This window comes from Lysinibacillus sp. FW301-JW8 (genome assembly GCF_058788755.1).
Genome location: NZ_JBYTBB010000028.1, coordinates 26,100 through 49,779 on the forward strand (window position 1 = coordinate 26,100; position 23,680 = coordinate 49,779).

Consider the following 23,680-nt stretch of genomic DNA (forward strand, 5'->3'; position numbering starts at 1 on the left):
ATTATACAATACTTTCTATTCTTTCGTCAACAATTTTTAATTTAATTTTAAAGGGGTGGTTGCTATGAAATCAGAAGGGGCACTACAACGAATTGGAGGAAAAAACTACTCATCAAATTGACGAAGAAGATCAAATCTAAAAAAGATGTGAATGTAACTGAAAAAGAGAAAGAAAGTAGGACTGATACTACATGTCGGAGAAAACAATTTCTGTTCAGACAAAACCGCCATATGGCATGATTGCCATTTTATTTATCGGGGCATTTGTAGCTATTTTGAATGAAACATTATTAAATATTGCTCTTCCAGCCATTATGGAGGAATTCGAGGTCAATGCCACTGCAGTACAATGGCTTTCAACAGGCTATATGCTAATTAACGGGATTTTAATACCTGCAAGTGCATTCTTCATTCAACGATTTACTGATAAAAAGCTATTCATTATCGCCATGACCTTGTTTACTTTGGGAACATTTTTAGCTAGTATTGCACCTGCATTTGGCGTATTATTAGGGGCTCGTATGATTCAAGCTGCAGGATCTGCAATTATGATGCCGTTATTAATGAATGTTATGCTAACTGCTTTTCCAGTCGAAAAACGAGGGGCAGCAATGGGGATGTTTGGTCTTGTAATGATTACAGCTCCAGCGATTGGACCGACACTTTCTGGATGGTTGATCGAGCATTATAGCTGGAGAATGTTATTTGATCTGGTACTGCCAATAGCCATTTTAACTTTAATTTTTGCAGCCTTTAAATTAAAGAATGTCACACCACAACGTCCTATTAAGCTGGACGTACTGTCTCTAGTATTATCTAGTATTGGATTTGGTGGCTTGCTTTATGGCTTCAGCTCAGCAGGGGAAAAAGGATGGGATAATGTTCTCGTCTACGGTACGATTATCATTGGTACACTTGCTTTGATTTCTTTTATCCTTCGTCAACTAAGAATGGATGAGCCCATGCTTGAGTTTCGTATTTTCAAATATCCAATGTTCGCCTTATCAACAACCATTTCAATCGTTATTTCGGTTGCGATGTTCTCAGCAATGATTCTAATGCCGATTTATGTACAAACAATTCGTGGGATTTCACCAATGGATTCTGGCCTGTTAATGCTTCCAGGCGCTATTGTCATGGGGATAATGTCCCCAATCACAGGGAAACTCTTTGATAAATACGGAGCAAGAACCCTGGCCGTAATTGGGTTGACTATTACCATTATAACAACTTATTACTTTAGTAAAATCGGTCTGCATACTGCGTATTCTACGCTTGTGCTGCTCTATACTCTACGTATGTTTGGGATGTCAATGGTTATGATGCCAGTAATGACAAATGGTTTAAATCAGTTACCAGCCTATAATAATCCACACGGGACAGCGATGAACAATACATTACAGCAGGTGTCTGGTGCTATAGGTTCTGCGGTATTGATTACCGTCATGAACAATATAACGACTGTAAAAGCAGAGGAATTAGCTGCTAAAGCTATGAACAATATGAGTGCCAATGCAACCCAATCATCTACACAAGCTGCAGCTGAAGTACAACAACAAATTATGAATGAAGCTATGTTACATGGTATTAATATTACCTTCTTTATTTCAACATTGATTACGGTGATCGCCCTTATTCTTGCATTCTTTATTAAAAGAGTCAAACCTAATCAAGGGATAGACGTTCAAGGGGAGTAGAAAAATTGTCAGTCCAAAGGGTGGAGATTGAAGTGAACCAATACCAAATCATCATTACTCCTTATAAATCCAAATACGCCGAACAAACGGTAGCTATGTGGCGAGATAGTAAGGAACAGGCTATTGGACAGAAAGAAATTCATAGCTTTGACAATCATGTTTACTTTTTAAATCATCTATTACCTGAACAGTTTCAAATAGATATAGCGTTAATAGATGAAATAGTAGTTGGAATGATAGCTTATAATAAAAGGGAAATAAGCCAATTATATATTCATATAGATTATCAAGGAATCGGTATCGGTCAAATATTACTAGATAAAGTAAAGACACATTCATGCGGGAGATTAACCTTATCCACATTTGAAGTAAATGAAAATGCACAACGATTTTATGAAAAACATGGTTTTAAAATCATAGGTAGGGGACATGAAAATGAAGAAAATTTACCTGACATTCAATATGAATGGATATCCCCAAAATAATGTATTTGCAATCTCTAATACACTAGCATAGGATAAGACATACTTAAAAACGTTCATCTAAAAATGATGAACGTTTTTTTGTTGAGATATGGATGATCAGCGATATAACTCAATAATTTGATTAGCAATATATTCAGAGCTAAAATGAATCCCATCTTTGAGCCACCACATAATTATCCCCAATACTGAAGATGCGAGAATATCCATTGATAAGGTTTTTTCCGTAAAATCCCTTTCGCGTCGAATTACAATCAAATCTGTTAGCATACTATGAAATTTCCTTTTGAAACCAGGGTGCTCAAAGAGGACTGCTAAAATTTTTCGATGCATATAAAAAAAATCTAAAAACGTCATTAACTGCTCTTGATTATTTAAGTTATCAATTTGTAAAGTCGGAGCTATTTTTAACGACAGGTCGTCGAAAATATCGTAAACTACCTGTTTTAATAAATCATTTATATCCATAAAATGCAAATAAAAAGTTGCTCGATTTAACTCAGCACGTTTGGCTATCTTTTGGACAGTCAGTTTTGAAATATCCGAGTCTTCAATTAATATATCTACAACAGCTTCTTTAAACACCCGTTTTGAGCGAATAGCTCGCGGATCTTGTTTTTTATGTGTGGTCAATTTCATTCTCCTTTATCTATTAAATACAAACTTCATTAATAGTTTTTTAAAATCTGTTGTTTAATTAACACTTCTTGAAAAATTGTAAATAGGCATCAAAAAATAAAAATGTTATTATCTATTTTATTGACACAGTGTTAATAAAACAAGTAGAAAGAGGAATTATGTAATGTCAGAAACAATCAATAAAAAAGTATTATTAACAGTCTTAATTTTAGGGTGTTTTTTATCTACATTAAATCAAACACTGTTAAACGTTGCCTTAAGTAATTTAATGGTCGTGTTTTCTGTTTCTGCTACAACTGTTCAGTGGTTATCGACTGGCTTTATGTTGGTAAACGGGGTGCTAGTCCCAATCGCTGCCTACTTAATGAGACGCTTTTCTACACGCCAATTATTTATTAGCTCTATGTTGTTTTTATTAGTAGGCTCTATTTTTTGTGCAGTAGCACCAAACTTTGCAACTTTACTAATTGGTCGTATGATTCAAGCGATTGGTGCAGGAATTATTATGCCCTTGCTTATGAGCATAGTAATGTTTATTTTTCCTTCTGAAAAAAGAGGCAGTATGATGGGATTAATAGGTCTTGCCATGATTTTCGCACCAGCAATTGCACCAACATTAGCAGGTTTTATTATCGATTATTATTCATGGCGTTGGTTATTTATCGGTCTTATTCCATTAGTTGTGATAATCATTTTAATGGCATTAAAATATTTAATCAATGTCTCTGAAACAGCAAAAACTAAGTTAGATGTAGTGAGTGTTATTTTATCAACCATTGGCTTTGGTCTTATTTTATATGGTTTTAGTAATGCAGGAAGCCATGGTTGGGATGATAAAGTCGTCATCGTTTCTATATTTGTGGGAATCTTAACGATAGCTATATTCTGCCTTCGACAAATTAAATCCAGTGATCCGCTTCTAAACTTATCCGTTTTTCAAAATAAAGTATTCACGTTAACATCTATCATCAATATGATTGTCACAATGATGATGTACGCGGATATGATTTTATTACCAATTTATTTACAAAACGGAAGAGGATTCACTGCATTAGACGCTGGTTTATTATTATTACCTGGTGCTCTTGTAAACGCCTTTATGTCACCTGTTACAGGAAAAATGTATGACCGTTTTGGTGCAAAGCCGCTATTTATGATTGGTTTGATTTTTATTATTCCTTCCATGTGGGTAGTTACAGATTTAACGGAAACAACTTCCTTTACCTTTTTAATGCTACGTACTATTTTCCTACGTATTGGATTAAGCTTTATCACAATGCCATTGAACACAGCTGGTTTGAATGCCTTACCGAAAACCCTTGTAACACATGGTACTGCAGTCAATAATACCTTGCGCCAAATTTCAGGTGCAATTGGAGCTGCAGTAGTTATTACCATTTTTACAGCACAAACGACAAATCATGCGAAAACATTGCTAGCAGAAGCACCTAATACTACAGTTGAAGCTATTCGCACACTTGCTTCCATTTTAGGCTCAAGTGATGCCTATTATTTTATGACCATCTTAGCGATTATTGCATTTGTTTTAACGCTATTTGTTCCAACTAAAAAAAGGATGAAACAGCAAGTTTAAGTTTTAAGTCAGTACCATTTACGAGAAATTTTTTAATCTACTGTGGTCGAGATTACATGTAGGCAATTATTCAATGGAGGTTAGGTAAACAATCTAGCTATTATGCGGCATATTGATAAGAGTTTTGAGAATGAAATTAGTATTTTACAAATCCATTGAAATTAGAATGTACGTTCGTTAAAATAAGGGTGAAACGACAAAGGGGAAGGATAATGAGTAATATAATGCTTCGAAATGTGATTTTGAATGATCTTTCCATTTTTTTTAAACACCAACAGAACTGTGAAGCCAACCATATGGCTGCATTTACGAGAAAAGACCCTAATGATTGGATTGGCTTTTCTACACACTGGAACAAAATTCTTAATGATAAGGATATTATTAAGCAAACGATCATTGTCAATAATAATGTAGTTGGGCATATTCTATGTTTCGAGCAGTTTGGTAAACCAGAAATTAGCTATTGGATTGGCAAGGAATATTGGGGAAAAGGAATAGCAACTAATGCTTTACAAGATTTTCTAAACCTCAATTCAATTCGCCCTTTTTATGCTCGTGCCGCGAAAGACAATGTAGGATCTCTTAAGGTTCTAAAGAAATGTGGATTCATGATAACTGGTGAGGACATCGGATTTTCTAATACACGTGGCGAAGAAGTTGAAGAGTTCATCCTTACCCTCATTTAAACAAGAATAAGGCGCTAAGGATAATCATAAAAAAGGAAGTGCAAAAGATGAATGTAGAAATGGTTATGCAGGAGCTTGAAGCCCTCGGTAAGGAACGGACGAAAAAAATGTACATGTCCAATGGTGCGCATGAGCCACTTTTTGGCGTGGCAACAGGTGCTATGAAGCCGATAGCAAAGAAAATAAAAATGAATCAAGCATTAGCAGAAGAACTTTATGCCACAGGCAACTATGATGCTATGTACTTTGCAGGCATTATTGCAGATTCAAATGCAATGACTGTGACAGATTATAATCGTTGGATGGATTTGGCATATTTTTATATGCTGTCGGATTATGTGGTAGCCGTAACATTGGCGGAAGCAGATATTGCACAAGAGGTTGCAGATCAATGGATTGCTAGTGGGGAAGAGCTAAGAATGTCAGCTGGTTGGAGCTGTTACTGTTGGCTTTTAGGAAATCGCTCAGATGTTGAGTTTTCAGAGAGTAAAATTGCCAGCATGCTTGAAATAGTGAAAAATACGATTCACACTGCTCCAGGGCGAGCGAAATCAGCTATGAATAATTTTCTATATACTGTCGGAATTTCCTATGTGCCACTATATGGTTTGGCGATCGAGATTGCGAAAGCAGTAGGTCCAGTCGAACTCAAACGGGACAAGAAAAAAAGCACTATTCTACACGCTTATGAAAATATACAGAAAGAGGTAGATAAGGGGAGGTTAGGTTTCAAACGTAAATATGTAAGATGTTGAATAATGAAACCTCCATTTTTTCACTATTGGAGGTTTTTCTTGTATGACTTTATTGCATAATAATCATTATTCATGTATAATTATTCATTAAAACAATGAAATAAGGAGGGATTTTTTGAACTTATTAAGTATCGATGATTTATCTGAATATCAAATAACCGAGATTTTTCATTTAACAGATCAGCTTATTCATCACAAAGGAATAAAACCTCTAAAAGGAAAAACTTTTGTGTTATTTTTTCCTGAAACGAGTATAAGAACGAGAATTACCTTTGAGAAGGGGATAAAAGATTTAGGGGGAGAGTGTATTTTATTTCCGCCAGAAAGTCTTGATAAAAGAGAGGCATTAGAAGATGTTATTAAATATATCGAAAACTGGGTGGACGGTGTTATTGTAAGACATACAGATTTCTCTAAAATCTACGAATTATCGACATATACATCTATACCCATCATAAATGCTATGACAGCTCAAAATCATCCTTGCGAAATATTAGCTGATTTTTATTCTATAAGTAAGTTAAAGTTAAATCCCAAAGATTTAGTATATACATTCATTGGACCTGCAAGTAATATAGCAAAATCGTGGATGAATATTGCAAAAGTAATGAATCTAAAATTCAACCATGTTTGTAAACCTGGATACGAAATAGGTAAGGACACCTCTAATTATATATTTTATACAGAGCTAGACAATGTATTAGTATCAAGTGATGTAATATTGACGGATTCATTACCAGAAGATTTAAGGACAAATAACTATATAAATAAATATCAAATTACTTTAGATAGACTGAAAGAAGCTAAACCACATGCAATATTAAATCCTTGTCCTCCATTTTTTAGAAATGAAGAGGTTAGTGAGGACGCTATTTCATCAGATTATTTTGTTGGATATCAATTTAAAAAGAACTTGATTTATGTGCAACAAGCAATCATGTTATATTGTATTGGATTAACAAGCTTAAAGTTAAATACAAATTAGTTAGAACAATACTACAGGAAATGGCGTCTCAATCATACATGAGTCGCCATTTTATAAATTATTTGGTTAATCGTTGGATAAAAGTATCTAATTGAACCAATGTTACATTATCGTTTACCCCATATGTTCCGTCTCCCTTACCTATCGTAATTTTATTGGAAGAAAGAATATCTACATAATTAGAGGCCCAATGTGTACTTAGAACGTCTGCGAACCCCTGTGCGTTTCCTTGTTGTTTTAGTTTAAATGCTTCCACTAAAACCTTAGATAGTTGACCTCGTGTAATAGATGAGCTTGGATTAAATTTTCCATTTTCATCACCAGTAAAGACACCAATTTTCTTTAATGCCACAGCAGCACCTGCATATTTAGATGATGGTTTAACATCAGGGAAACTTGAATTTGTATCACTTGTATCTAAATGTAATATTTCAGCTAATCGAAGAGCAACCTCTCCGCGTGACGCATAAATACTAAAGTCTATTTCTGCGTTTTTTACTTCGCCATTGTCATTTTCAGAGAAGCTTGCAATACGTTTTGCCCCCATGTAACGAGATCCCCAGTAATAAGGGTCATTAATTTTATCTATTTTAACCCCAGAACTTGTAGTTGCAGAAATAAAATTGCTATCACCTATGTATATCCCAACATGTGAAACACCGTCTCCTGACGTATTAAAAAATACAAGATCACCTGTCTTTAAATTGTCTTTTGATATAGAAGAACCTTGTTGATACTGAGCTTTTGATGTACGTTCTAATGTAATTCCTAACTTAGAAAAAACCAATTGTGTATATGCTGAGCAATCCACACCTGTCTTAATATCTGTTCCTCCATATTTATATGGGGCTCCAATGTATGTTTTTGCTGTATTTGATAAATCTGTTATTGTCGCTGCTTCTGCGTCATTTATACCCATTCCTGTGAAGAGTGCAAAAGATGCAAAAATTGGTAGTAACCATTTCTTTTTCAATTAAACTTACTCCTTTCAAATAGCTTTTGCCTTTGACAAGAGTAAGAATAGCATGAAAAATATAAGCATGATTTTTCATTAATATTACTGATTATTCCTTCACAGTGATTTTGAAACCTTAATTTTATCTGTGTAAAATACCTGCAATAATTATGGGTAAATTTACTAAAAATATATGTAACATTTAGATATACAGGGAAATATGTCCTGTTTTTCATATTTCATTCAACTTAAGATGAATAAGTTTCTTATGTTTATAGGTCAACATACTTTACAATTATTTATGAAAAATCATGGGAGAGATGAACTGAGATAATAAAGTTTTTTAAAAACGCCAGTCATGTTACTCAACAATCGGGCCACATTGTTGAATAACTCATATTTGAATATTGGATATTTATGTTAAAATTGAAAAATGGACGGGGGGAGATTAAATTATGGATATTATCACATTCGGTAAAAAGAAAGAAGATATAGAATACATAAGGAGACCTGCTGTTTATTGTTTAATGTTCGATAGTCATAAAGAAAATATAGGGATTATTCAAACAACTGATGGAAAGTATTTTCTTCCAGGGGGCGGAATTGAAAATAATGAGACTCATGAAGAATGTTTAAAAAGAGAAGCCCTTGAAGAAATGGGGATGGATATTGAAATAGGTAATTTTGTAGGGTATGCCAGAAGATATTTTTATTCCACAAATGAAAATAAATATTACCTTAGCGAAGGTTATTTTTATTTATGCGATATGGGTATGCAAATAAATAAACCAACGGAAAAAGAACATTTCCTTAAATGGATTGAACCAATCCAGGCAATAAAAAACTTATTCCACGAACATCAAAGCTGGGCAGTTAATGAAGAAATAAAACAATTATAGTTGTTAAACAAAAGGGCGCAATTCTTGAAAAAGAATAGGCCCATTTTTCATTTAAGAGCCATTTAATTTAATAGGGAAAGGAGATATTATACCTGCAAAATAAACATCTACATTTTTATTTCTTTTTTTCTAGGATATTTTTTAATGGCTTTTGAAGTACGTCCATAATGGCAGCGATGATAGCTGTTGCTAATATCCCTATTAGTCCAAGTGCTATTGGACCTGCTGGGTCATCACCCGTGAACATGGCATACACCCTTAAGTATACTATCACTAATAAAATTAAAAAAATAATTGTAAAAGCGCATTTTTTTATAACCTTCAAGGATTTAAGGGATAACTCGGAAAAAGCGTTGTTACTATCAATATAACTCAATAGTTTATATGCTTGATACAAAGCTACGGAAAACGTAATGCATACTCCATACGCACATATTAACAACGGATATATCGAGTAATCTCCTGGACGGACTATAGCATCTCTTCTGGCTGCTTCAGGCAACAAAAATATACACACGGCAAGTACCGCAATTCCAGTAAGAAAAGCAACAACCTTTAAGAAAAAAGTTGAACCTAGTTTACCATTCATTTAAAGCACCTCACTGATTTAATGATTATTTGATTTTAATACAATATTTATCGATTATCAATAAATTTATTTTGTTTTTTATTATATTATTATTGTTTTATATATTGATTTGATTGTTATGTGGGAATCGTACTTGAATTATTGTAAATTTTATTATGAAGTAACCTAACAATCGTGCGCAATTCTGCAGCAAGAATTATGCTTTTTCTATTTGAAAAGGTTAGATTGGAAATCGAAAAAGGTTTCTGATAAATAGAAGGAGAAATATACATGTATGGCTAGCAACACAAAGATAAATACCTTATGAAATTAGCGAGGCAAAATGAAGCCGAAGAATGTTTTTTAGAAGCATTGAAATTAAGAAAAACAAAAGAAGATTTCTCATTGATTGACTCAACTCAAAAAGCATTGAATCTGTTAAATGAATTGGAGTGGAAAGCCTCTAGTGAAATCCTGATGTATAAGAATAAAAGAAGAGTATAGGTATATTCAACAATCGGGCGCGATACTGTAATAAGGATCAGCGCTTATTTTCATTAAAAAGCCATATTATGAAATTATTTAGATCGTTTAGTTCAATAAGAAATAGCAATTAAAAAAATGATATATTTAGAATAAAGGGATGAGGTTTGCGAAATGGAGAAAATCGGTACTATCCTTTTAGTTTTGCAACGCCATCAATTAAGTATAAAGTAATCAACTACTTAAAGGTATTCTGAAGTTCAAGTCCCTTAGAGTCTAGAAGAATAAACGGAAGTATCTATTATAATATTTATTCATTATTTTTCGCTATACAACAAAAAAGGGGTGGAATGATGTTTTTCTTAACACGTGAACGACAGGAAGTATTCAACGCAGCACATACATATCCATTTGAGGAAGAGTTCGATGCTGAATTTGAAGATCATTTATATGAGCATTTAGCCGAGTATATAGATGTCTTACCCCAAAAGTTTCAGTCGGGAATTATTGAACGAACTTTATTTCGAAATGATACTTTAATGGAAGAGTTTGAAGAATGGTGCAATGTGACAATTGAGCAGTTCACAACTAAGAGTAATGCTATTTATGAAAAGCGTGAAGCAATTGTTGAACGCCTTAATCCGTTTGCACAAACCGTTTTTTCACAATCATTTCATGATGGTAAAATTTTAAATGCTGAGCAACAAGGCAATAATTTTACGCTTCTATTAGATATGAGTAACGGGTTTACAGTCGAGTCAATTGTGCAGTTAGTTTTTCATGATGCACAAACAGAAGGTAATCTTGAAGGCTATTACGTGTATGACGAACTAATAAAGATCGAAGGTAGATTTGCATTACGAGTTTTATCTAGTTTTGGTAGCCTTTATGCTGAATGGACGATTTTCTTCAAAGATGTGACAGCAAAATACTTGTATCGTCCTGCAGTTTATATTGAACCGGGAGAAGTCGCTACGTGGGATGATTATGTTAATGCGCTAAACCTAGATGACAAATACTATATTGTAAAAGATATGCACTTTGTAGAGATTGATTTGGCTACTCTTTCGCAAACGGATAATGGGATTTTTGCTGGAGGGGTATTACTAGGTGATACCTTTGAGGAGGCAAGAGAGCGAATTTATTGTGCTACTTATGAAGATCCATATGCTCATTTTAGTGAGCCTATTCCGACTGATGAGTTGTTAGTTGCTATGTTTGATTTAGACCAAAATATACGAGTACGTGCCTTCAACACAATTTTTGCACTAGGAGAGGATGCTGCATATATCGTTAATGATGCGCTACGTAAAGTCGATGTAAGCACAGATGAAAATATGTATTTTGGCATTATAGCAAGCCATTTCGATCAGCTCGGTTGTTTAGAGGATGATGTAAAACTGAAATGGCTTAGGGAATAAGAAGAATGCTATTCAAAACGTTCTCCGATTGAACAGCCTTTTTGTTTTTATTTAATCCAGTATAGCTTGAGATTTATTTTATCGTAAATTTTTTAATACCTGAAAAACATCTTTTCTTTTACTAGCTGAGCTAATAGATGAACCTATGAACCTACATTACTCCATTAAAGGGCGCAATTCTTGAATTGGAATTGTGCCTTTTTCAGTAATAGGACCAGATTGTGGAATAAGCGTCTGATTCCTTCTTTAACTATAGAGTATTTCAGTTGAGGAAACTAAAGTTGAATATGTATAAGAAAAATAGACTCGATCCCACTAAAATAGGAACTAAGCCTATATAACCCACTAGCACCCATGTGTTGCCACATACACTCCGCGCATTGTGAAGAGGTTGCTTAGTTGGAATTAAACTGAATAATTCGATATGAAATAGGGTCATTTTATCAATAACGATAAATTGATCCTTTTTGATTTGACAACTTATTATTCATGAATGATTTTTTGGTAGTCTCACTATACTATTGATGTTCAGATTTAGAAATAAAAATAAAAGCAATGTCCCCTGTTGTCGCTAAACACACCGTCACTTCTTTTCATATTTAATATTAGTGTGTAAAGAATGGAAATCCATGATGTGGGAAATAATGTAGTTCTCTTTTGCAAATATCAATTCAAAATAAAACAAAATCAATACGGAGGTAAAAAAATGAATGTCCTTGATTGTATCATTATAGGTGGAGGTCCTTCTGGGTTAAGTGCTAGCTTAACTTTAGGAAGGGCTAGGAGAAACATTGCATTATTTGACGATGGAACGAATAGGAATAGAGTGACACAAGCGTCACATGGATTTATTACTCGAGATGGGATAAAACCACAAGCGTTTAAAGAAATAGCATTAAAAGAGTTGGAGAATTACCCGTCCGTATCATATTTTACTGCAACAGTTACTGAAATCATAAAGGATATAGGTAAAGAGCGATTTACTGTCAAAACATCTACTAGTCAGGAATTTGTTTCAGAAAAAATAATACTTGCCACCGGTATTCAAGAAATATTTACTATAGCAAGTATAAGAAAGTTTTATGGGAAAAGTCTATTTAGTTGTCCGTATTGTGATGGCTGGGAGCAAAAAGATAAACCATTAGTGGTTATTGCAGAAAAAGAAGAGCATGTACTGCATTTGACTAAGTTAATTTATAATTGGTCGCAGGATTTGGTTGTTTTAACGAATGGAGTTCAATTATCTAAAGAAGGTAAAATGGAGTTACAAAAACACAATATCAAAATTATATCGGAAAGGATAAAAGACTTAATAGGTAATGATGGCTACTTACAAAAAGTAGTGTTTGAAACAGGAGCAACAATTATAAGATCGGGTGGATTTGTTGCCCCATCTTATTATCGCCCAAATCAATTTGCTGAGAAGCTTGGCTGTGAAATTCATGAAAATGGAAAAGTTATAACAGATGGTGTTGGTAGAACAACCCAAAAAAATGTATATATTGCAGGGGAAATCGAAAGATCTAAACCATCCTCTTTAATGATTTCAGCTGCTAAAGGTAATAAAGCTGCGGTTTCGGTAAATACTGATTTAACGATGGAACGCTTTTGATTACGTCATAACACCTTCTTCTTCAACTAAATAGGAACTTAGCTAATATAGTTAAACACATCAGCGCCAATGTGTTCACACATATACTCCAAACATTGTGTTAGAGTTAGTATAAGAATTTACGAAGAAAGTATTTTGATTTTAAAATTCGTTTTTTCTTGTTTATTAAATCACAGCTTAGTTTATAGACTTATTCAACAAATGGGCGTGATATATTAGCCAACTCGGTTATTTTGTTTATTCAGCTAAATTCCAGCCTTTATTCCCAACTAACTATTATGATGGATAGTGTACTCTACATTCTGAGTGTATTTCGCTATTATCTAAAAAAAGTATGGTTAAGAAATTCCAAGCATTATCTGATTGTTAAAACGAAAAGTTTGTGAAGAAATGTACTTAAAGTAACCGGCGCTTTTCCGTAATAAGGAAAGCGTCTTTATTCATGAAAAGGGCCAGATTGTGGAATAACACTTCATTATAAAAAAGGTCCCCTGACCACTTCACAAATTCTTTAAAAACTATATTTATACCCATTTCAGTCTAATTACCGATAGCATATTAAATGATTATCCTTTATGTTTAATAGGTCGTAATAGACACTATCAGGAATATCCTGCAAATATTGAAATGATAGGTGGAAAACAATGAATTATCAAGTTTTATTATATTACCATTACACGAAGATTGAAGATCCAGCTGCGTTTTCAGCAACGCACTTAGCAATGTGTAAAGAAATCGGTTTAAAAGGTCGTATTTTAGTAGCCAATGAGGGCATTAACGGTACTGTTTCAGGTACGATTGAGCAAACAGAACAATACATGGCAAACATGCAAGCAGACTCATTATTTGAAGGCATAGTTTTCAAAATTGATGCGGTAGATGGGCATGCATTCAAAAAAATGCACGTACGCCCGCGACCTGAGTTAGTAAACTTAGGCTTAGAAGAAGACGTAAACCCACATGAATTAACAGGTCGCTACCTGTCACCAGAACAATTCCTTACTGAAATGCAAGATGAAAATACAATAGTATTAGATGTGCGTAACACATATGAATACGATGTCGGCCATTTTCGTGGCGCGATTCGACCAGATGTACAAAACTTCCGTGATACACCGGAATGGGTACGTGCAAACCGCGAGCTATTCGAAGGTAAAAATGTTTTAACATATTGCACGGGTGGGATTCGTTGTGAAAAGTTTTCGGGCTGGATGAAACGTGAAGGCTTTGGCGATGTCGGTCAATTACATGGCGGTGTTGCAACATACGGAAAAGACCCTGTTGTGAAAGGCCAATTATGGGACGGTCAAATGTACGTATTTGATGAGCGTTTAACGGTGCCCATCAATCAAGTAGAGCATGTGATTATCGGTCGTGATCACTATAACGGTGAACTTTGTGAACGTTACATTAACTGTGCAAACCCTGAATGTAACAAGCAAATCATCGCATCTGAAGAAAATGAAGCAAAGCATTTAGGTGGCTGTACAATCGAATGTACAAAGCATGCGCGCAACCGCTACATCGTACGTCACAATTTAACAGAAGAGCAAGTAGCTCAAACAATTGAGGCGTTACAAGCATAAGCATGAAAAGCTGTCTAAACATAAAAAACATCATTAAATATCTTTCAAAACCTCAACCATCTATATAGAGGTACTTAAAACACTCTATGTAAATGTTCAAACTATCCATTTCAAAATTGGACTAGTCTGCTCGCTTACATAGGGTGTTTTTTCTTTTGTAAGGAAAAAGTAAATGACTAATTCATAGGATGAAGAGGGTAATAGATCTGAAGCTGTTTAAAGTAAATGATCACAGGGTATTCAAAAAAATATAACAGGATTTTAGTTAGTGCAAGCTCGCAAAGTGTTTTTCGGAACTTTTTTATCATTACGATTTAATAATTAAACAAGAAGTTGTGAGTTTTTTCTAATCAAACTATATTCCAAAACCACGAATTATTCTGGTGGATATTTATACGTCTCTAGGTGAGTGTGATTTATCAATTTAACATCAGGCCCATAAGATATTTCATAGGTCATTCGATCCTTCCCTACAGGATTATACTGACTGCCTGTAGGTTCAATTTCAAATGTAATTTGTAATAAAAATCCACGGAATCCATTTACTCTTTTAGTTTCAATAACTTCAATTTTCCATGGAGTAACATGAGGTGAAAAATCCCTTAAAATCTTCGGATAATAATAGCTATTCAAATCTTTTTCAATATAAGGAGTAAGCATTAGCATGAGCATATCCTGTAATCTAAGTTCTTTAGAGTCTTGCGTGGGTTCAGAAAATGAAACGGTTCTTGTTTGAAAAGATGTAATTAGAGCAAGGGAGAGTATAAAAACGAGTAATATCTTTTTCATTTTCCTAAATACACCTCTTTAAGATCATTACATAATTAATTGTATTATTACCTTTATTGAAAAAAGTATGTACTTATTGAAGTAACAGAGGGCTATAGTTAAACAAGAAATATGCTTATGATCTCCCACAATCGGGCGCATTTCTTAAATAAAGAGATGCGTATTTTTTATTAAAGGGCTATATTGTTGAATAACATTCTTTTATGAAAGTTAACTAAACAACCCCTGGGACCTATATCTTCGAGTATGATACAATTTAAATACCAAATATTAGGGAGGTTGTGCTTGGGAATGTCAAGAGAAATTATTAACGTCGTTTTACCAATGAGAACATATGATACAACTAAAATGGAATCGTGGACTAAAGAACAGTGGCAGGAATTTGTTGGTGAAGAAAAGGACCACGATGGTATACAACTGTTGCTGATAAGTGATAGCGATTTTTATCTAAAAATAACCTGTATTTACTTTAACGAAGCGACTGAAGAAATATTTTTAAATTTTGATACACAAAATAAAATTGATAGAAATATAAATATTCAATTCGGTCAATGGCAAATTGATGACAGTATCTATAATCTATCTTCTGAAAAACTTCTGTATTTAGATAAATTTTCTGGGGTTAGAAGTTTTCAAAAATGCGTAAAGCGCTCATATTTAGAAGAATGGGACAAGACAATAATTGAAATAAAAATTTTAGATGCAGAAACAAATATAATTATTAGAGAGCTTGAATTTCAAATAATTAAGCATTATACACAAATTTTTTAGTGTTGTGCATAATTTAGTACAACAAAAATTTATAACCTATACATAGTAAAACTATAAAATGTTCCCAAAGAAAGGTTTGGGAAAACAGAAAATGCTGTTCAACAATCGGGCGCAATTCTTGAAACGAAAAAAGCCTAATTTCTCAATTTTTTAATACTGAGAAATTCGACTTTTCAATATTGTAATTTCCTTAACGTTGTAAATATACAGTTCCTGACACTACCTCAAGTTGGATGTGCAAAATAACTCCTAAAGTGACAGGTAGAAGAAGGGGTAAGGATAAAAGCAGCCCAGCGAGAAGGAATTGCTCTTGCAAAAGAACGTGGAGCTTTCAAGGGTAAGACTAAAAAGTATCATGCTGAAGCAAAGGGCAAGGATCGTCTTATATATAACGTAGTAGTCCAATTATTAAAGCAAAATGAATCAGTCATGAATATTCATCGAGAAACTGGCCTTGCAAGGAACACTATATATTCAATAAAAAACAATTTGAATTGGAAGAAAATAATAATAATGAGTCATAGATTTTAATCTTTATGAGCACATCGATCAAGCTAGGTCCCTCAGCAGGTATAGTTTTATAAAAAAGTTTGATCATTTAAAACAAAGTTCGATCATTTATAATAAAGTTTGATTAAAAATCCTGTGTTGATATGTAGGCTTTTTTCTTATTCGACAATCGGGCCATATTATTGAATAACAACCTTTTATGATATGTTTCCAAACGACGCTTTGGGAATTTAAAACACTTAAAACCTAATAAAATCCATTTATGGTATTATTAAAGTAACTTTTTTAATAATATTAAATGGGGTGGAAATGTTGAAAAGATATTTTTACATAAGCATTTTATTAGGAACATTGGCTTTATCAGGTTGTATTAATGATGAAACTGATAACACAGAAACTACAGCAGAATCGTTGGCTACTGAACGTTCCAGAACAATTAACAACGAGGCTAATACTACAAAAACAGAAGAAGTAGAACCGATTCCTTTGAACTTAACGCAAGAGCAAAAACAAGAATATTATAAAAAATATGTAGCTATCATAGAAAGAGTAAATGCAGAAAATAACGAAGGCTTTGAACTAGAGTTGGAGCCTATAACAGATTTTCTTGATGAATATTGGATTGAAATAGAAGACTTTGAACAGCTAGCAAAAAAGCGAGCTAATGTGTCAATTGTTGTTGTAGAAAATAATGAACGTTATAATCCGATGTCAGTACCGAAGACAGTAACGTTAAAAATAGGTTCCAAAGAAGCAAACATTATTTTTAAAGGTTCTTTTGATACACAATTAAACGAAAATACATCAAAGGGAAGACAACTATTTTCAGTATTTAACGGTATTTCTTCGGAAGCTGCGGACGCTAATGGAAGTTGGACACAACTAGGCTATGAGGAGTCTTTAATTGATGGTAATACTGTATATAAAATTGCGGTGGGAGGAAAATACTCGCAAAGTGGTATTATTTCTTCACATATCGTAGAGATGGAATTTCAATGTGATATATATGGAGGAATTAGTTAGAAACCCTAAGTTACTATAACAGAATTTTATCGTTGTATAAATTATTAAAATAATTTCAAAAACATTCCTAAAAGAAAGTTAGGTAACAAAACCACGCTTAAAATCCGCAAAAATAAATGGTATAATTTGAACGTTGAGTAATAGAAAGGAAATGATTGTAGATGGATTCATTTACGTTAAACGGGCTAATAGGAAGTGGCATGGGGATATTTACAGTTCTAATGTTAGCTGTGTGTCTTTATTTCATTCTTTCATATTTTGAACATTTAAAACAAGACGATAAGCGCTTGATAAAACAATCAAAAATTTTTGCTGTCATTACATTTTTTCTTGCGTTTGGAGTTCCTGCAATTTATCAAATTTACATATTTAATCAAATGATGCACTAATTGGTTTTGTTTGAAGAATTGAGCCTTAGTAATCAAAATGACTTTATAAAGTATGCAAATTTAAAACAAATAACGTTCCCAAATACAAGTTTGGAACCACACTTCAAGGCCACAAAATGAAGTTTAGTTATTCCATTAACGGGCACGGTTATTTAGGAACGCGTCTTTTTCTTTTAAAGGGCCATATTCTTTAATAAAAGCTAAGTGAAATTGTAAGAATCTGGTATAATCATTATGGAGGTGAACGTTTCATATATGATAGTATTTGTGTTCATTAGTGTTTATTTAATGCCGATTTTAGCTATTATATTTTGTATAAACCTTGTAGAAATAATAAAGAAAGTAAAAAAAGAACAACCAACTACTGCTAACACAATTTGGTTAACAATATCTTTTGTATTAATTGTATGGAGCATTGCTGTTACAACCTTAGTTGAATAATAGAATCGTTTTAGCCAAAGCTATCAACAGTTCTCCCTTAAAAATAAAATTCCACAATCGGGCGCAATTCTTTAATAAAGAATGCGTTTTTTTCCATTAAAGGACCATTTAGTGGAGAAAGAATATCAAGAAAAATTGAAACCTATGTAATAAAAGTATGTTGATTGGATCCTATTTACAGAAAAAATTATAGCCGAAGCAATATATCTTTATCTTACTAAAACAGAGGGGGAAAACAAGAAGTGAAGAATGATATAAAAGAACAATATAAGAAAAATAGTTTGGCACTAAGAAATGCTAGATTATCTTCCAAACGGCGTCTATTAATAATATTTTCTATATTTATGGGATTTGCAGGAATGCTTTCTCTGATTTCTATGAGTGGGGTGATGGAGATGTTTCAGCAGTAACGGTGGCAGTTTGGCAACTATATACTAGCGATAAAAAGATGGTGAAAATTACTGAAAAACCATTAAAATATTTAACATTAACAAAATATGTTAACGAAAATGAGATTATAGAAACAATTAATCAGGAAAATTGGAATTACTTGAACCCCCTTTTGTTCGAGAAAAATAGGCAAAAATAAGTGTTGACGTAAAAATTGAAAATAGGCAATTCGCGATTGTACAAATTTACTTTGAAGAATAAAAACATTGTGTACTTCAACAATCGGGCGCTGTTGTTGAAAAAACCTTAGATTTTCAAACGATCTTATTGTAGTATTTTTTAGTACAGTGAACTATCTTATATCGAAAATTAAACAACTATATTTTAACCCTGGTCTAAATTTAGAATGGGGTTACTTGTTTTAGGTTATAAAAAAAATAACTTTATTGTCTTTTTACAGGAGAGCCGTCTTAGAAAGAGATGAAGAAGAAATTGAAAAGGGGATTAAGCTTTTAATCTGCAATAATAAGGGAAATCTCTACTCTGGGAAAATCCATTCAAAGTTCTATTAATGGTTAAACAAAGGGAGTAAAGTAAAGCAACTAATAGGGAGTACTAACGAAGCTGACACCACCCACAGTTAGATAATGTCAATGTTATAATAAGTCATTAAAAACGAAATATTTCCATAACAAAACTCTATCCTTTTTTGGATTGGGTAAAATAAAGTTTTATTCAATAATCTTGCCCGTTTGCGGCAAACGTTTAACTTTGAAAGTGCCTTAACGGTATAATATTTTTAAGTATAAAGCTTGCTCTTTGCTTCACTCCTATTTTGGGTACCTCAATAAGCTCATATTCAAGTTTCTCATAAGTTCTAAACATGACTTTATAAGTTTCGGCGGCTTCTTCAAAGTTCTGCTTTCTCTCATCATCAGTTTTGTATATGTCCTTCCAAGGAGGTAAAATAAATACCCTTTTGTTATATCTGTATCTTTTGACGGCAGTTTCAATTTTTTCCGAAGTAGGAATTTTTATTAAATGTGAATAGGCAAGGACATCTGGAATACCCCGATCGAAAAAAAGAGGTTGATCTGAAGGATTCGACAAGGCTGAAATATAACTTTCTATAGATTGATCCAACATTAGATCACGATAATTTGTTACATTTCCCCAAGGCAACGCATCGCCATTGGAAGAAATCTGTGTTTGAATAATTTTCCTAGCAACCTCAGGAACATATTTATGATTATTTTTCTGTAATTCATCTAATAGAGTCGTTTTACCGGCGCCAGGTCCACCTGTAATAATTATAAAGTCATTCCTTAATAAATTACTATTTTCCATTATTGAATACTCCTTAACTTTTTTTAAAATAGAGTTTCTAATCATTTAAAAATAACAGTTGTTCAATTACTGTGACTGATAACTGAAGAAAGTTGTAGAATTTTCAGCGGGTGTTCAAACACCCGCTGATAGAAGTTAAAGCTTCCAGAGTCGATTATGCCGAGGCATAATTGATTATGAAATTACTTTTTGTATCTGATCATGAATATTTACCTTACTTAATCCTCCATGGTAACAAACCACAGACTCAATGTCGAGGTCTAGGTATTTCTTCAAAGAGAGTCGAGCCTCTTTTAAATCTAGTACGGTTGGGACATGAATTCCCTCAATTATTCCGTTTACACTGTACATCGAATCCCCAGCAATCAATGTTTTACTTTGTTTCAAATAGAGGCTGATATGGCCAGGAGTATGCCCAGGAGTATGAATGATACAAATCCCTCCACAATACGGCAGTTCTTGGCTGTCACTCAAGGTATCATTCACTTTTCCCTTTGGTGGATTCTCTATGTGACCATCTTTCAAAAGAGGTAAATCCCCCTGAATATAAGGCTTATCTAGTTCGTGAGCGTAGACTTTAATATTGCTTCCACACTTCTGTAATATCTCAGGAAGACTACCTATATGATCTATATCCTGATGCGTTAAAATGATAACTTTTAGCTTGTCGAACGACACCCCGACCTTCTCCATTGCCACCCTTAAATCTTCAAATTGACTAGGGAACCCAGTGTCTATTAAAACAGCCATTTCTTGATCCCATAAAAGAGTGGGATGAATAATATTTCCGTGAAATTCAAGCTGGAGCATCTCTACTCCCTTAGAAATTTCCATAACTTTAGTCTCCTTTATCATTAGATTTTATCGATGTAAAAGTTTTGTTACATTAGAAAGTCGAAAGAGTAAAGCAAATTTTGTAATATATACGCGTATCACTAATTACTCATTACCAAAGCTAACCTGAAAATTAATTGGATAGCACAAACACGCTATTAACTTAGATTTGCTTCATAAAAATTCTTGCTGTACTTCAACAATCTAATTCAATTCCGAGTTTTTCTGCTATCTTATTTATTATTAAACTTATAATTTACCAGGACAAAATTTAGCAGGTTAATTTTTAATATCCTGAAGAACAGCCTCCTTCCTCCAAAACAGCTTCCGTAATGTTTCGAAATTGACTAGAATCGTTCCTACTATAATCGTCAAAGCTCCTATACCTGTTAGCCAAGAAATATATTCATGATAGAAGGTAACACCTAGTATTACGGCAATGATTGGTGAGATATACAGCCATGTAGAAGGAAAAACAGGATTTGTCCGTGAGACAAGCCAATAATAAATACTATGGCCAATCATTGAACCAATAATAGTTAAATAAAGTAGAGAGCCAATTGAAGCTGGGCTTAAAAGATAATCAAGCTGAATGTTCTCAGTAAAAAAAGATAAAATGATTAATAAAACCCCACCATGCATCATTTGTGCTGCATTTAAAGCAATCGGGGATGTCGTTTCAAATTTTTGGATGACATGCTTCGTATAAATCGTTCCAGATGCGTAAAAAACTTCACCCAATATAATGGCGAGACAGCCAACCATCCAGAAGGGACTAATCTCAATTGAAAAACTTGGTAAGATCAAGAGCGTGACACCAATAACTCCGACGATACAACCAATGAATGATTTCCGATTTCCTTTTTGCTTCAATATGAATATCTGAATAACTATGATCATCATTGGACCTGTAGCAGATAAGACAGCTGCAATTCCTGATGTCACATACTGTTCTGCCCAATATAATGCGGCAAACGTCCCAAAGGTTAAACCTACTCCTGTAAAAAACATTTCTTTCCGAAATAAAAACCCTATTGTCGTTTTTTCTTTCCAAACCATAAAACTAAATAGTAGCAAACCAGCAATGAAAAAACGAAGTCCAGCTGATAAAAATGGAGGTACTCCTGCATCAACACCAATTTTAATCGCTAAAAATGTCGTTCCAAAAATCAAACACATAAAGAAATAATTAATAATAACCATATAAAACTCCTCCTCTTTTTCTATCATAAAAGAAGGGCAGTAGAACAGATTGAAAAAGATAGAACAGATTAGATTAGAACGTGGTACAATCGTTTTGAATAGGAGGAATCGATGTGGGCAAAGCGATTCAAAATGGAGACTATCTTTTTAAGAAAGTATATGATTATGTACTGCACAGAATAGAACGGAAAGAATGGAAAGAACATGAAAGGATTCCCTCAGTCCGGCAATTAGCAACTGCAATGAATGTTCATCGATTAACTGTCTTAAAGGCTTATCAATTATTGAAAAAGCATGACAAAGTTTATGTAAAAGATAAAGCAGGCTATTTTGTCCAATCAACTGTAACGAAAGATCTTGATCTGGACAATCCAATTGTTTCTGCATACGTACAGAAAAATCATTTATCTGAAATCCATCAATCACCTGTTTCCTATCATTTTTCTCAGGCGTTAATTGATCCAAATCTTTTGCCTAATCATTATTTTTCAGATTACGTGAAGGAAGTGTTTGACCTTTATCCAAAAGTACTTGCAACCTACTCAACTGTGCAAGGTGATTTAGAGCTACGCGAAACACTTACTCAATATTTTATCAATCAGTATAAAACTCATCTGGGTGCAGACGATCTGTTAATCACTTCTGGCTCACAGCAAGCGATTCACTTAATCGCTCAAATTTTTATTAAACCAAGAGACGTCGTTTTATTTGAACGTCCAAGCTATAGTGCTGCGATTGATATTTTTAGAGCACAAGGAGCACAGATTATAACGGTTGATATCCATCCAGAGGGGTACGATTTAGAACAGGTTGAAACCTATATTAAACAATACAGGCCACGCCTATTTTATCTCAATCCCACATTCCATAACCCAACTGGTTATACTGTTTCTGTCGAGCAGCGCAAAAAATTAGTAGAGTTAGCTGAACAATATCGATTTCTATTAATTGAGGACGATGCCTATCACGATATATATTTTGATCATGCCCCGCCGCCACCAATTTACACATATGATACTGCTGGCACAGTCATTTATATCCGAAGCTTTTGCAAATATATTTCACCTGGTTTGCGAATTGCAGCTGTTATTTGTCAATCATCACTAATGAATTCACTGCTAACAGTAAAATCGTTAGCTGATAATGGCTCACCACTTCTCAATCAAAAAATTTTTCTCCATTACTTTTCATCACTAAGATTGCAGCAGCACTTGGAGAAAATCCGGATCGCCCTACAGATCCGAAAAGAAATCATGGAGAAAGAGCTGAAGGTAACAGATTGGAAATGGACCAGTCCAAAAGGTGGTCTTAATTTATGGGTGCAGCTTCCAGATAAAATTCCAACTGAATTATTATTAACCAAAAGTATCGAACAATCTATATCCTTTGTGCCAGGTCAAGTTTTTGATCCATTAAAACAACAATCATCCTGGATACGTTTGAGCTATTCTTACGCAAATGAAAAGCAACTAAGTGAAGGAGTAAAAAAGTTTGTTGCATTGGCGCAATCTCTAAGTGAGGGAAGGGGCTTTGATTAAAGGCTTGCAAAGCTATATCAGGCCTGCCTTCCTATTTTGCTTTTGCTCTGTGAAAGTTGAGTTAATAAAGTGAAACTTCAATC

The 23,680-nt window shown here is 33.7% G+C and carries 24 protein-coding genes; 17 read left to right on the top strand and 7 right to left on the bottom strand.

Annotation, left to right across the window (positions count from 1 at the left end; all coding sequences use genetic code 11):
- Positions 1–191 precede the first annotated feature (191 nt).
- Together AC3WOM_RS12850 and AC3WOM_RS12855 are read left to right on the top strand one after the other, a co-directional pair.
- The gene (locus AC3WOM_RS12850; protein ID WP_492447167.1) at positions 192–1,697 is read left to right on the top strand and encodes a DHA2 family efflux MFS transporter permease subunit; all 1,506 of its coding nucleotides are present in this window, start codon (positions 192–194) and stop codon (positions 1,695–1,697) included.
- A 32-nt stretch (positions 1,698–1,729) separates the two neighbouring features.
- Positions 1,730–2,182 (top strand): GNAT family N-acetyltransferase, encoded by a 453-nt coding sequence (locus AC3WOM_RS12855; RefSeq protein ID WP_427542451.1) that lies wholly within the window; start codon positions 1,730–1,732, stop codon positions 2,180–2,182.
- Between the two features lie 96 nt (positions 2,183–2,278).
- On the opposite strand, the gene AC3WOM_RS12860 is transcribed toward AC3WOM_RS12855, so the two are convergent.
- Positions 2,279–2,818, bottom strand: coding sequence for a TetR/AcrR family transcriptional regulator (locus tag AC3WOM_RS12860; protein WP_492447168.1), 540 nt, complete (start codon positions 2,816–2,818; stop codon positions 2,279–2,281).
- 163 nt (positions 2,819–2,981) lie between these two features.
- Here AC3WOM_RS12860 and AC3WOM_RS12865 point away from each other — a divergent pair, with 163 nt between their 5' ends.
- The 4 genes from AC3WOM_RS12865 (at position 2,982) to AC3WOM_RS12880 (ending at position 6,838) form a co-directional block, all read left to right on the top strand.
- Entirely contained in the window at positions 2,982–4,412 is a 1,431-nt protein-coding gene (locus AC3WOM_RS12865) for a DHA2 family efflux MFS transporter permease subunit (RefSeq protein WP_492447169.1), read from the top strand.
- A gap of 212 nt (positions 4,413–4,624) precedes the next feature.
- On the top strand, positions 4,625–5,098 hold the full coding sequence (locus AC3WOM_RS12870) for a GNAT family N-acetyltransferase (RefSeq protein ID WP_492447170.1): 474 nt from the start codon (positions 4,625–4,627) through the stop codon (positions 5,096–5,098).
- A 47-nt stretch (positions 5,099–5,145) separates the two neighbouring features.
- On the top strand, positions 5,146–5,853 hold the full coding sequence (locus tag AC3WOM_RS12875; protein WP_492447171.1) for a DNA alkylation repair protein: 708 nt from the start codon (positions 5,146–5,148) through the stop codon (positions 5,851–5,853).
- Between the two features lie 115 nt (positions 5,854–5,968).
- Entirely contained in the window at positions 5,969–6,838 is an 870-nt protein-coding gene (locus AC3WOM_RS12880; protein ID WP_492447172.1) for an ornithine carbamoyltransferase, read from the top strand.
- A 58-nt stretch (positions 6,839–6,896) separates the two neighbouring features.
- Here AC3WOM_RS12880 and AC3WOM_RS12885 read toward each other — a convergent pair whose 3' ends face one another.
- Positions 6,897–7,811, bottom strand: a complete 915-nt coding sequence (locus AC3WOM_RS12885; RefSeq protein ID WP_492447173.1) for a C40 family peptidase — start codon at positions 7,809–7,811, stop codon at positions 6,897–6,899.
- A gap of 437 nt (positions 7,812–8,248) precedes the next feature.
- Here AC3WOM_RS12885 and AC3WOM_RS12890 point away from each other — a divergent pair, with 437 nt between their 5' ends.
- Entirely contained in the window at positions 8,249–8,692 is a 444-nt protein-coding gene (locus AC3WOM_RS12890) for an NUDIX hydrolase (RefSeq protein WP_492447174.1), read from the top strand.
- Between the two features lie 115 nt (positions 8,693–8,807).
- On the opposite strand, the gene AC3WOM_RS12895 is transcribed toward AC3WOM_RS12890, so the two are convergent.
- On the bottom strand, positions 8,808–9,281 hold the full coding sequence (locus AC3WOM_RS12895; protein ID WP_492447175.1) for a DUF2975 domain-containing protein: 474 nt from the start codon (positions 9,279–9,281) through the stop codon (positions 8,808–8,810).
- A gap of 303 nt (positions 9,282–9,584) precedes the next feature.
- Here AC3WOM_RS12895 and AC3WOM_RS12900 point away from each other — a divergent pair, with 303 nt between their 5' ends.
- The 4 genes from AC3WOM_RS12900 (at position 9,585) to trhO (ending at position 14,362) form a co-directional block, all read left to right on the top strand.
- Positions 9,585–9,764 carry a hypothetical protein gene (locus AC3WOM_RS12900; RefSeq protein WP_492447176.1) on the top strand — a complete coding sequence of 60 codons (180 nt, stop codon included), beginning with the start codon at positions 9,585–9,587 and terminating at the stop codon, positions 9,762–9,764.
- A gap of 332 nt (positions 9,765–10,096) precedes the next feature.
- The gene (locus tag AC3WOM_RS12905) at positions 10,097–11,164 is read left to right on the top strand and encodes a DUF4085 family protein (protein ID WP_492447177.1); all 1,068 of its coding nucleotides are present in this window, start codon (positions 10,097–10,099) and stop codon (positions 11,162–11,164) included.
- A gap of 706 nt (positions 11,165–11,870) precedes the next feature.
- The gene (locus AC3WOM_RS12910) at positions 11,871–12,776 is read left to right on the top strand and encodes an NAD(P)/FAD-dependent oxidoreductase (RefSeq protein ID WP_492447200.1); all 906 of its coding nucleotides are present in this window, start codon (positions 11,871–11,873) and stop codon (positions 12,774–12,776) included.
- 644 nt (positions 12,777–13,420) lie between these two features.
- Positions 13,421–14,362, top strand: coding sequence for an oxygen-dependent tRNA uridine(34) hydroxylase TrhO (gene trhO, locus AC3WOM_RS12915; RefSeq protein WP_492447178.1), 942 nt, complete (start codon positions 13,421–13,423; stop codon positions 14,360–14,362).
- Between the two features lie 375 nt (positions 14,363–14,737).
- On the opposite strand, the gene AC3WOM_RS12920 is transcribed toward trhO, so the two are convergent.
- Complete coding sequence (locus tag AC3WOM_RS12920; protein ID WP_492447179.1) at positions 14,738–15,151, bottom strand: DUF3888 domain-containing protein; 414 nt, start codon at positions 15,149–15,151, stop codon at positions 14,738–14,740.
- A 291-nt stretch (positions 15,152–15,442) separates the two neighbouring features.
- On the opposite strand from AC3WOM_RS12920, the gene AC3WOM_RS12925 reads away from it, so the two are divergent.
- The 5 genes from AC3WOM_RS12925 to AC3WOM_RS12945 all read left to right on the top strand — a co-directional run bounded on the left by AC3WOM_RS12925 (position 15,443) and on the right by AC3WOM_RS12945 (position 18,695).
- A complete protein-coding gene (locus AC3WOM_RS12925; protein WP_492447180.1) occupies positions 15,443–15,922 on the top strand; it encodes a hypothetical protein in 480 nt (159 codons plus the stop codon).
- An 819-nt stretch (positions 15,923–16,741) separates the two neighbouring features.
- A complete protein-coding gene (locus tag AC3WOM_RS12930; protein ID WP_492447181.1) occupies positions 16,742–17,455 on the top strand; it encodes a hypothetical protein in 714 nt (237 codons plus the stop codon).
- Positions 17,456–17,616: 161 nt separating this feature from the next.
- Positions 17,617–17,844, top strand: a complete 228-nt coding sequence (locus tag AC3WOM_RS12935) for a hypothetical protein (protein WP_492447182.1) — start codon at positions 17,617–17,619, stop codon at positions 17,842–17,844.
- A gap of 255 nt (positions 17,845–18,099) precedes the next feature.
- Positions 18,100–18,285: a hypothetical protein gene (locus AC3WOM_RS12940; protein WP_492447183.1), complete on the top strand. Its 186-nt coding sequence runs from the start codon at positions 18,100–18,102 to the stop codon at positions 18,283–18,285.
- A gap of 242 nt (positions 18,286–18,527) precedes the next feature.
- Positions 18,528–18,695 carry a hypothetical protein gene (locus AC3WOM_RS12945; protein ID WP_492447184.1) on the top strand — a complete coding sequence of 56 codons (168 nt, stop codon included), beginning with the start codon at positions 18,528–18,530 and terminating at the stop codon, positions 18,693–18,695.
- 745 nt (positions 18,696–19,440) lie between these two features.
- Here the strand turns inward: AC3WOM_RS12945 and AC3WOM_RS12950 are convergent.
- The 3 genes from AC3WOM_RS12950 to AC3WOM_RS12960 all read right to left on the bottom strand — a co-directional run bounded on the left by AC3WOM_RS12950 (position 19,441) and on the right by AC3WOM_RS12960 (position 22,059).
- Entirely contained in the window at positions 19,441–20,022 is a 582-nt protein-coding gene (locus tag AC3WOM_RS12950; protein ID WP_492447185.1) for an AAA family ATPase, read from the bottom strand.
- Between the two features lie 174 nt (positions 20,023–20,196).
- Entirely contained in the window at positions 20,197–20,856 is a 660-nt protein-coding gene (locus tag AC3WOM_RS12955) for an MBL fold metallo-hydrolase (protein ID WP_492447186.1), read from the bottom strand.
- A 279-nt stretch (positions 20,857–21,135) separates the two neighbouring features.
- Positions 21,136–22,059 carry a DMT family transporter gene (locus AC3WOM_RS12960; RefSeq protein WP_492447187.1) on the bottom strand — a complete coding sequence of 308 codons (924 nt, stop codon included), beginning with the start codon at positions 22,057–22,059 and terminating at the stop codon, positions 21,136–21,138.
- A 113-nt stretch (positions 22,060–22,172) separates the two neighbouring features.
- On the opposite strand from AC3WOM_RS12960, the gene AC3WOM_RS12965 reads away from it, so the two are divergent.
- On the top strand, positions 22,173–23,597 hold the full coding sequence (locus tag AC3WOM_RS12965; RefSeq protein WP_492447188.1) for an aminotransferase-like domain-containing protein: 1,425 nt from the start codon (positions 22,173–22,175) through the stop codon (positions 23,595–23,597).
- Positions 23,598–23,680 lie beyond the last annotated feature (83 nt).

Coding starts and splice junctions, on each gene's coding strand:
- AC3WOM_RS12850 (WP_492447167.1), top strand. CDS start 192: ATGTCGGAGAAAACAATTTCTGTTCAGACAAAACCGCCATATGGCATG.
- AC3WOM_RS12860 (WP_492447168.1), bottom strand. CDS start 2,818: ATGAAATTGACCACACATAAAAAACAAGATCCGCGAGCTATTCGCTCA.
- AC3WOM_RS12865 (WP_492447169.1), top strand. CDS start 2,982: ATGTCAGAAACAATCAATAAAAAAGTATTATTAACAGTCTTAATTTTA.
- AC3WOM_RS12870 (WP_492447170.1), top strand. CDS start 4,625: ATGAGTAATATAATGCTTCGAAATGTGATTTTGAATGATCTTTCCATT.
- AC3WOM_RS12875 (WP_492447171.1), top strand. CDS start 5,146: ATGAATGTAGAAATGGTTATGCAGGAGCTTGAAGCCCTCGGTAAGGAA.
- AC3WOM_RS12890 (WP_492447174.1), top strand. CDS start 8,249: ATGGATATTATCACATTCGGTAAAAAGAAAGAAGATATAGAATACATA.
- AC3WOM_RS12895 (WP_492447175.1), bottom strand. CDS start 9,281: ATGAATGGTAAACTAGGTTCAACTTTTTTCTTAAAGGTTGTTGCTTTT.
- AC3WOM_RS12900 (WP_492447176.1), top strand. CDS start 9,585: ATGAAATTAGCGAGGCAAAATGAAGCCGAAGAATGTTTTTTAGAAGCA.
- AC3WOM_RS12905 (WP_492447177.1), top strand. CDS start 10,097: ATGTTTTTCTTAACACGTGAACGACAGGAAGTATTCAACGCAGCACAT.
- AC3WOM_RS12910 (WP_492447200.1), top strand. CDS start 11,871: ATGAATGTCCTTGATTGTATCATTATAGGTGGAGGTCCTTCTGGGTTA.
- trhO (WP_492447178.1), top strand. CDS start 13,421: ATGAATTATCAAGTTTTATTATATTACCATTACACGAAGATTGAAGAT.
- AC3WOM_RS12920 (WP_492447179.1), bottom strand. CDS start 15,151: ATGAAAAAGATATTACTCGTTTTTATACTCTCCCTTGCTCTAATTACA.
- AC3WOM_RS12925 (WP_492447180.1), top strand. CDS start 15,443: ATGTCAAGAGAAATTATTAACGTCGTTTTACCAATGAGAACATATGAT.
- AC3WOM_RS12930 (WP_492447181.1), top strand. CDS start 16,742: ATGTTGAAAAGATATTTTTACATAAGCATTTTATTAGGAACATTGGCT.
- AC3WOM_RS12935 (WP_492447182.1), top strand. CDS start 17,617: ATGGATTCATTTACGTTAAACGGGCTAATAGGAAGTGGCATGGGGATA.
- AC3WOM_RS12940 (WP_492447183.1), top strand. CDS start 18,100: ATGATAGTATTTGTGTTCATTAGTGTTTATTTAATGCCGATTTTAGCT.
- AC3WOM_RS12950 (WP_492447185.1), bottom strand. CDS start 20,022: ATGGAAAATAGTAATTTATTAAGGAATGACTTTATAATTATTACAGGT.
- AC3WOM_RS12955 (WP_492447186.1), bottom strand. CDS start 20,856: ATGGAAATTTCTAAGGGAGTAGAGATGCTCCAGCTTGAATTTCACGGA.
- AC3WOM_RS12960 (WP_492447187.1), bottom strand. CDS start 22,059: ATGGTTATTATTAATTATTTCTTTATGTGTTTGATTTTTGGAACGACA.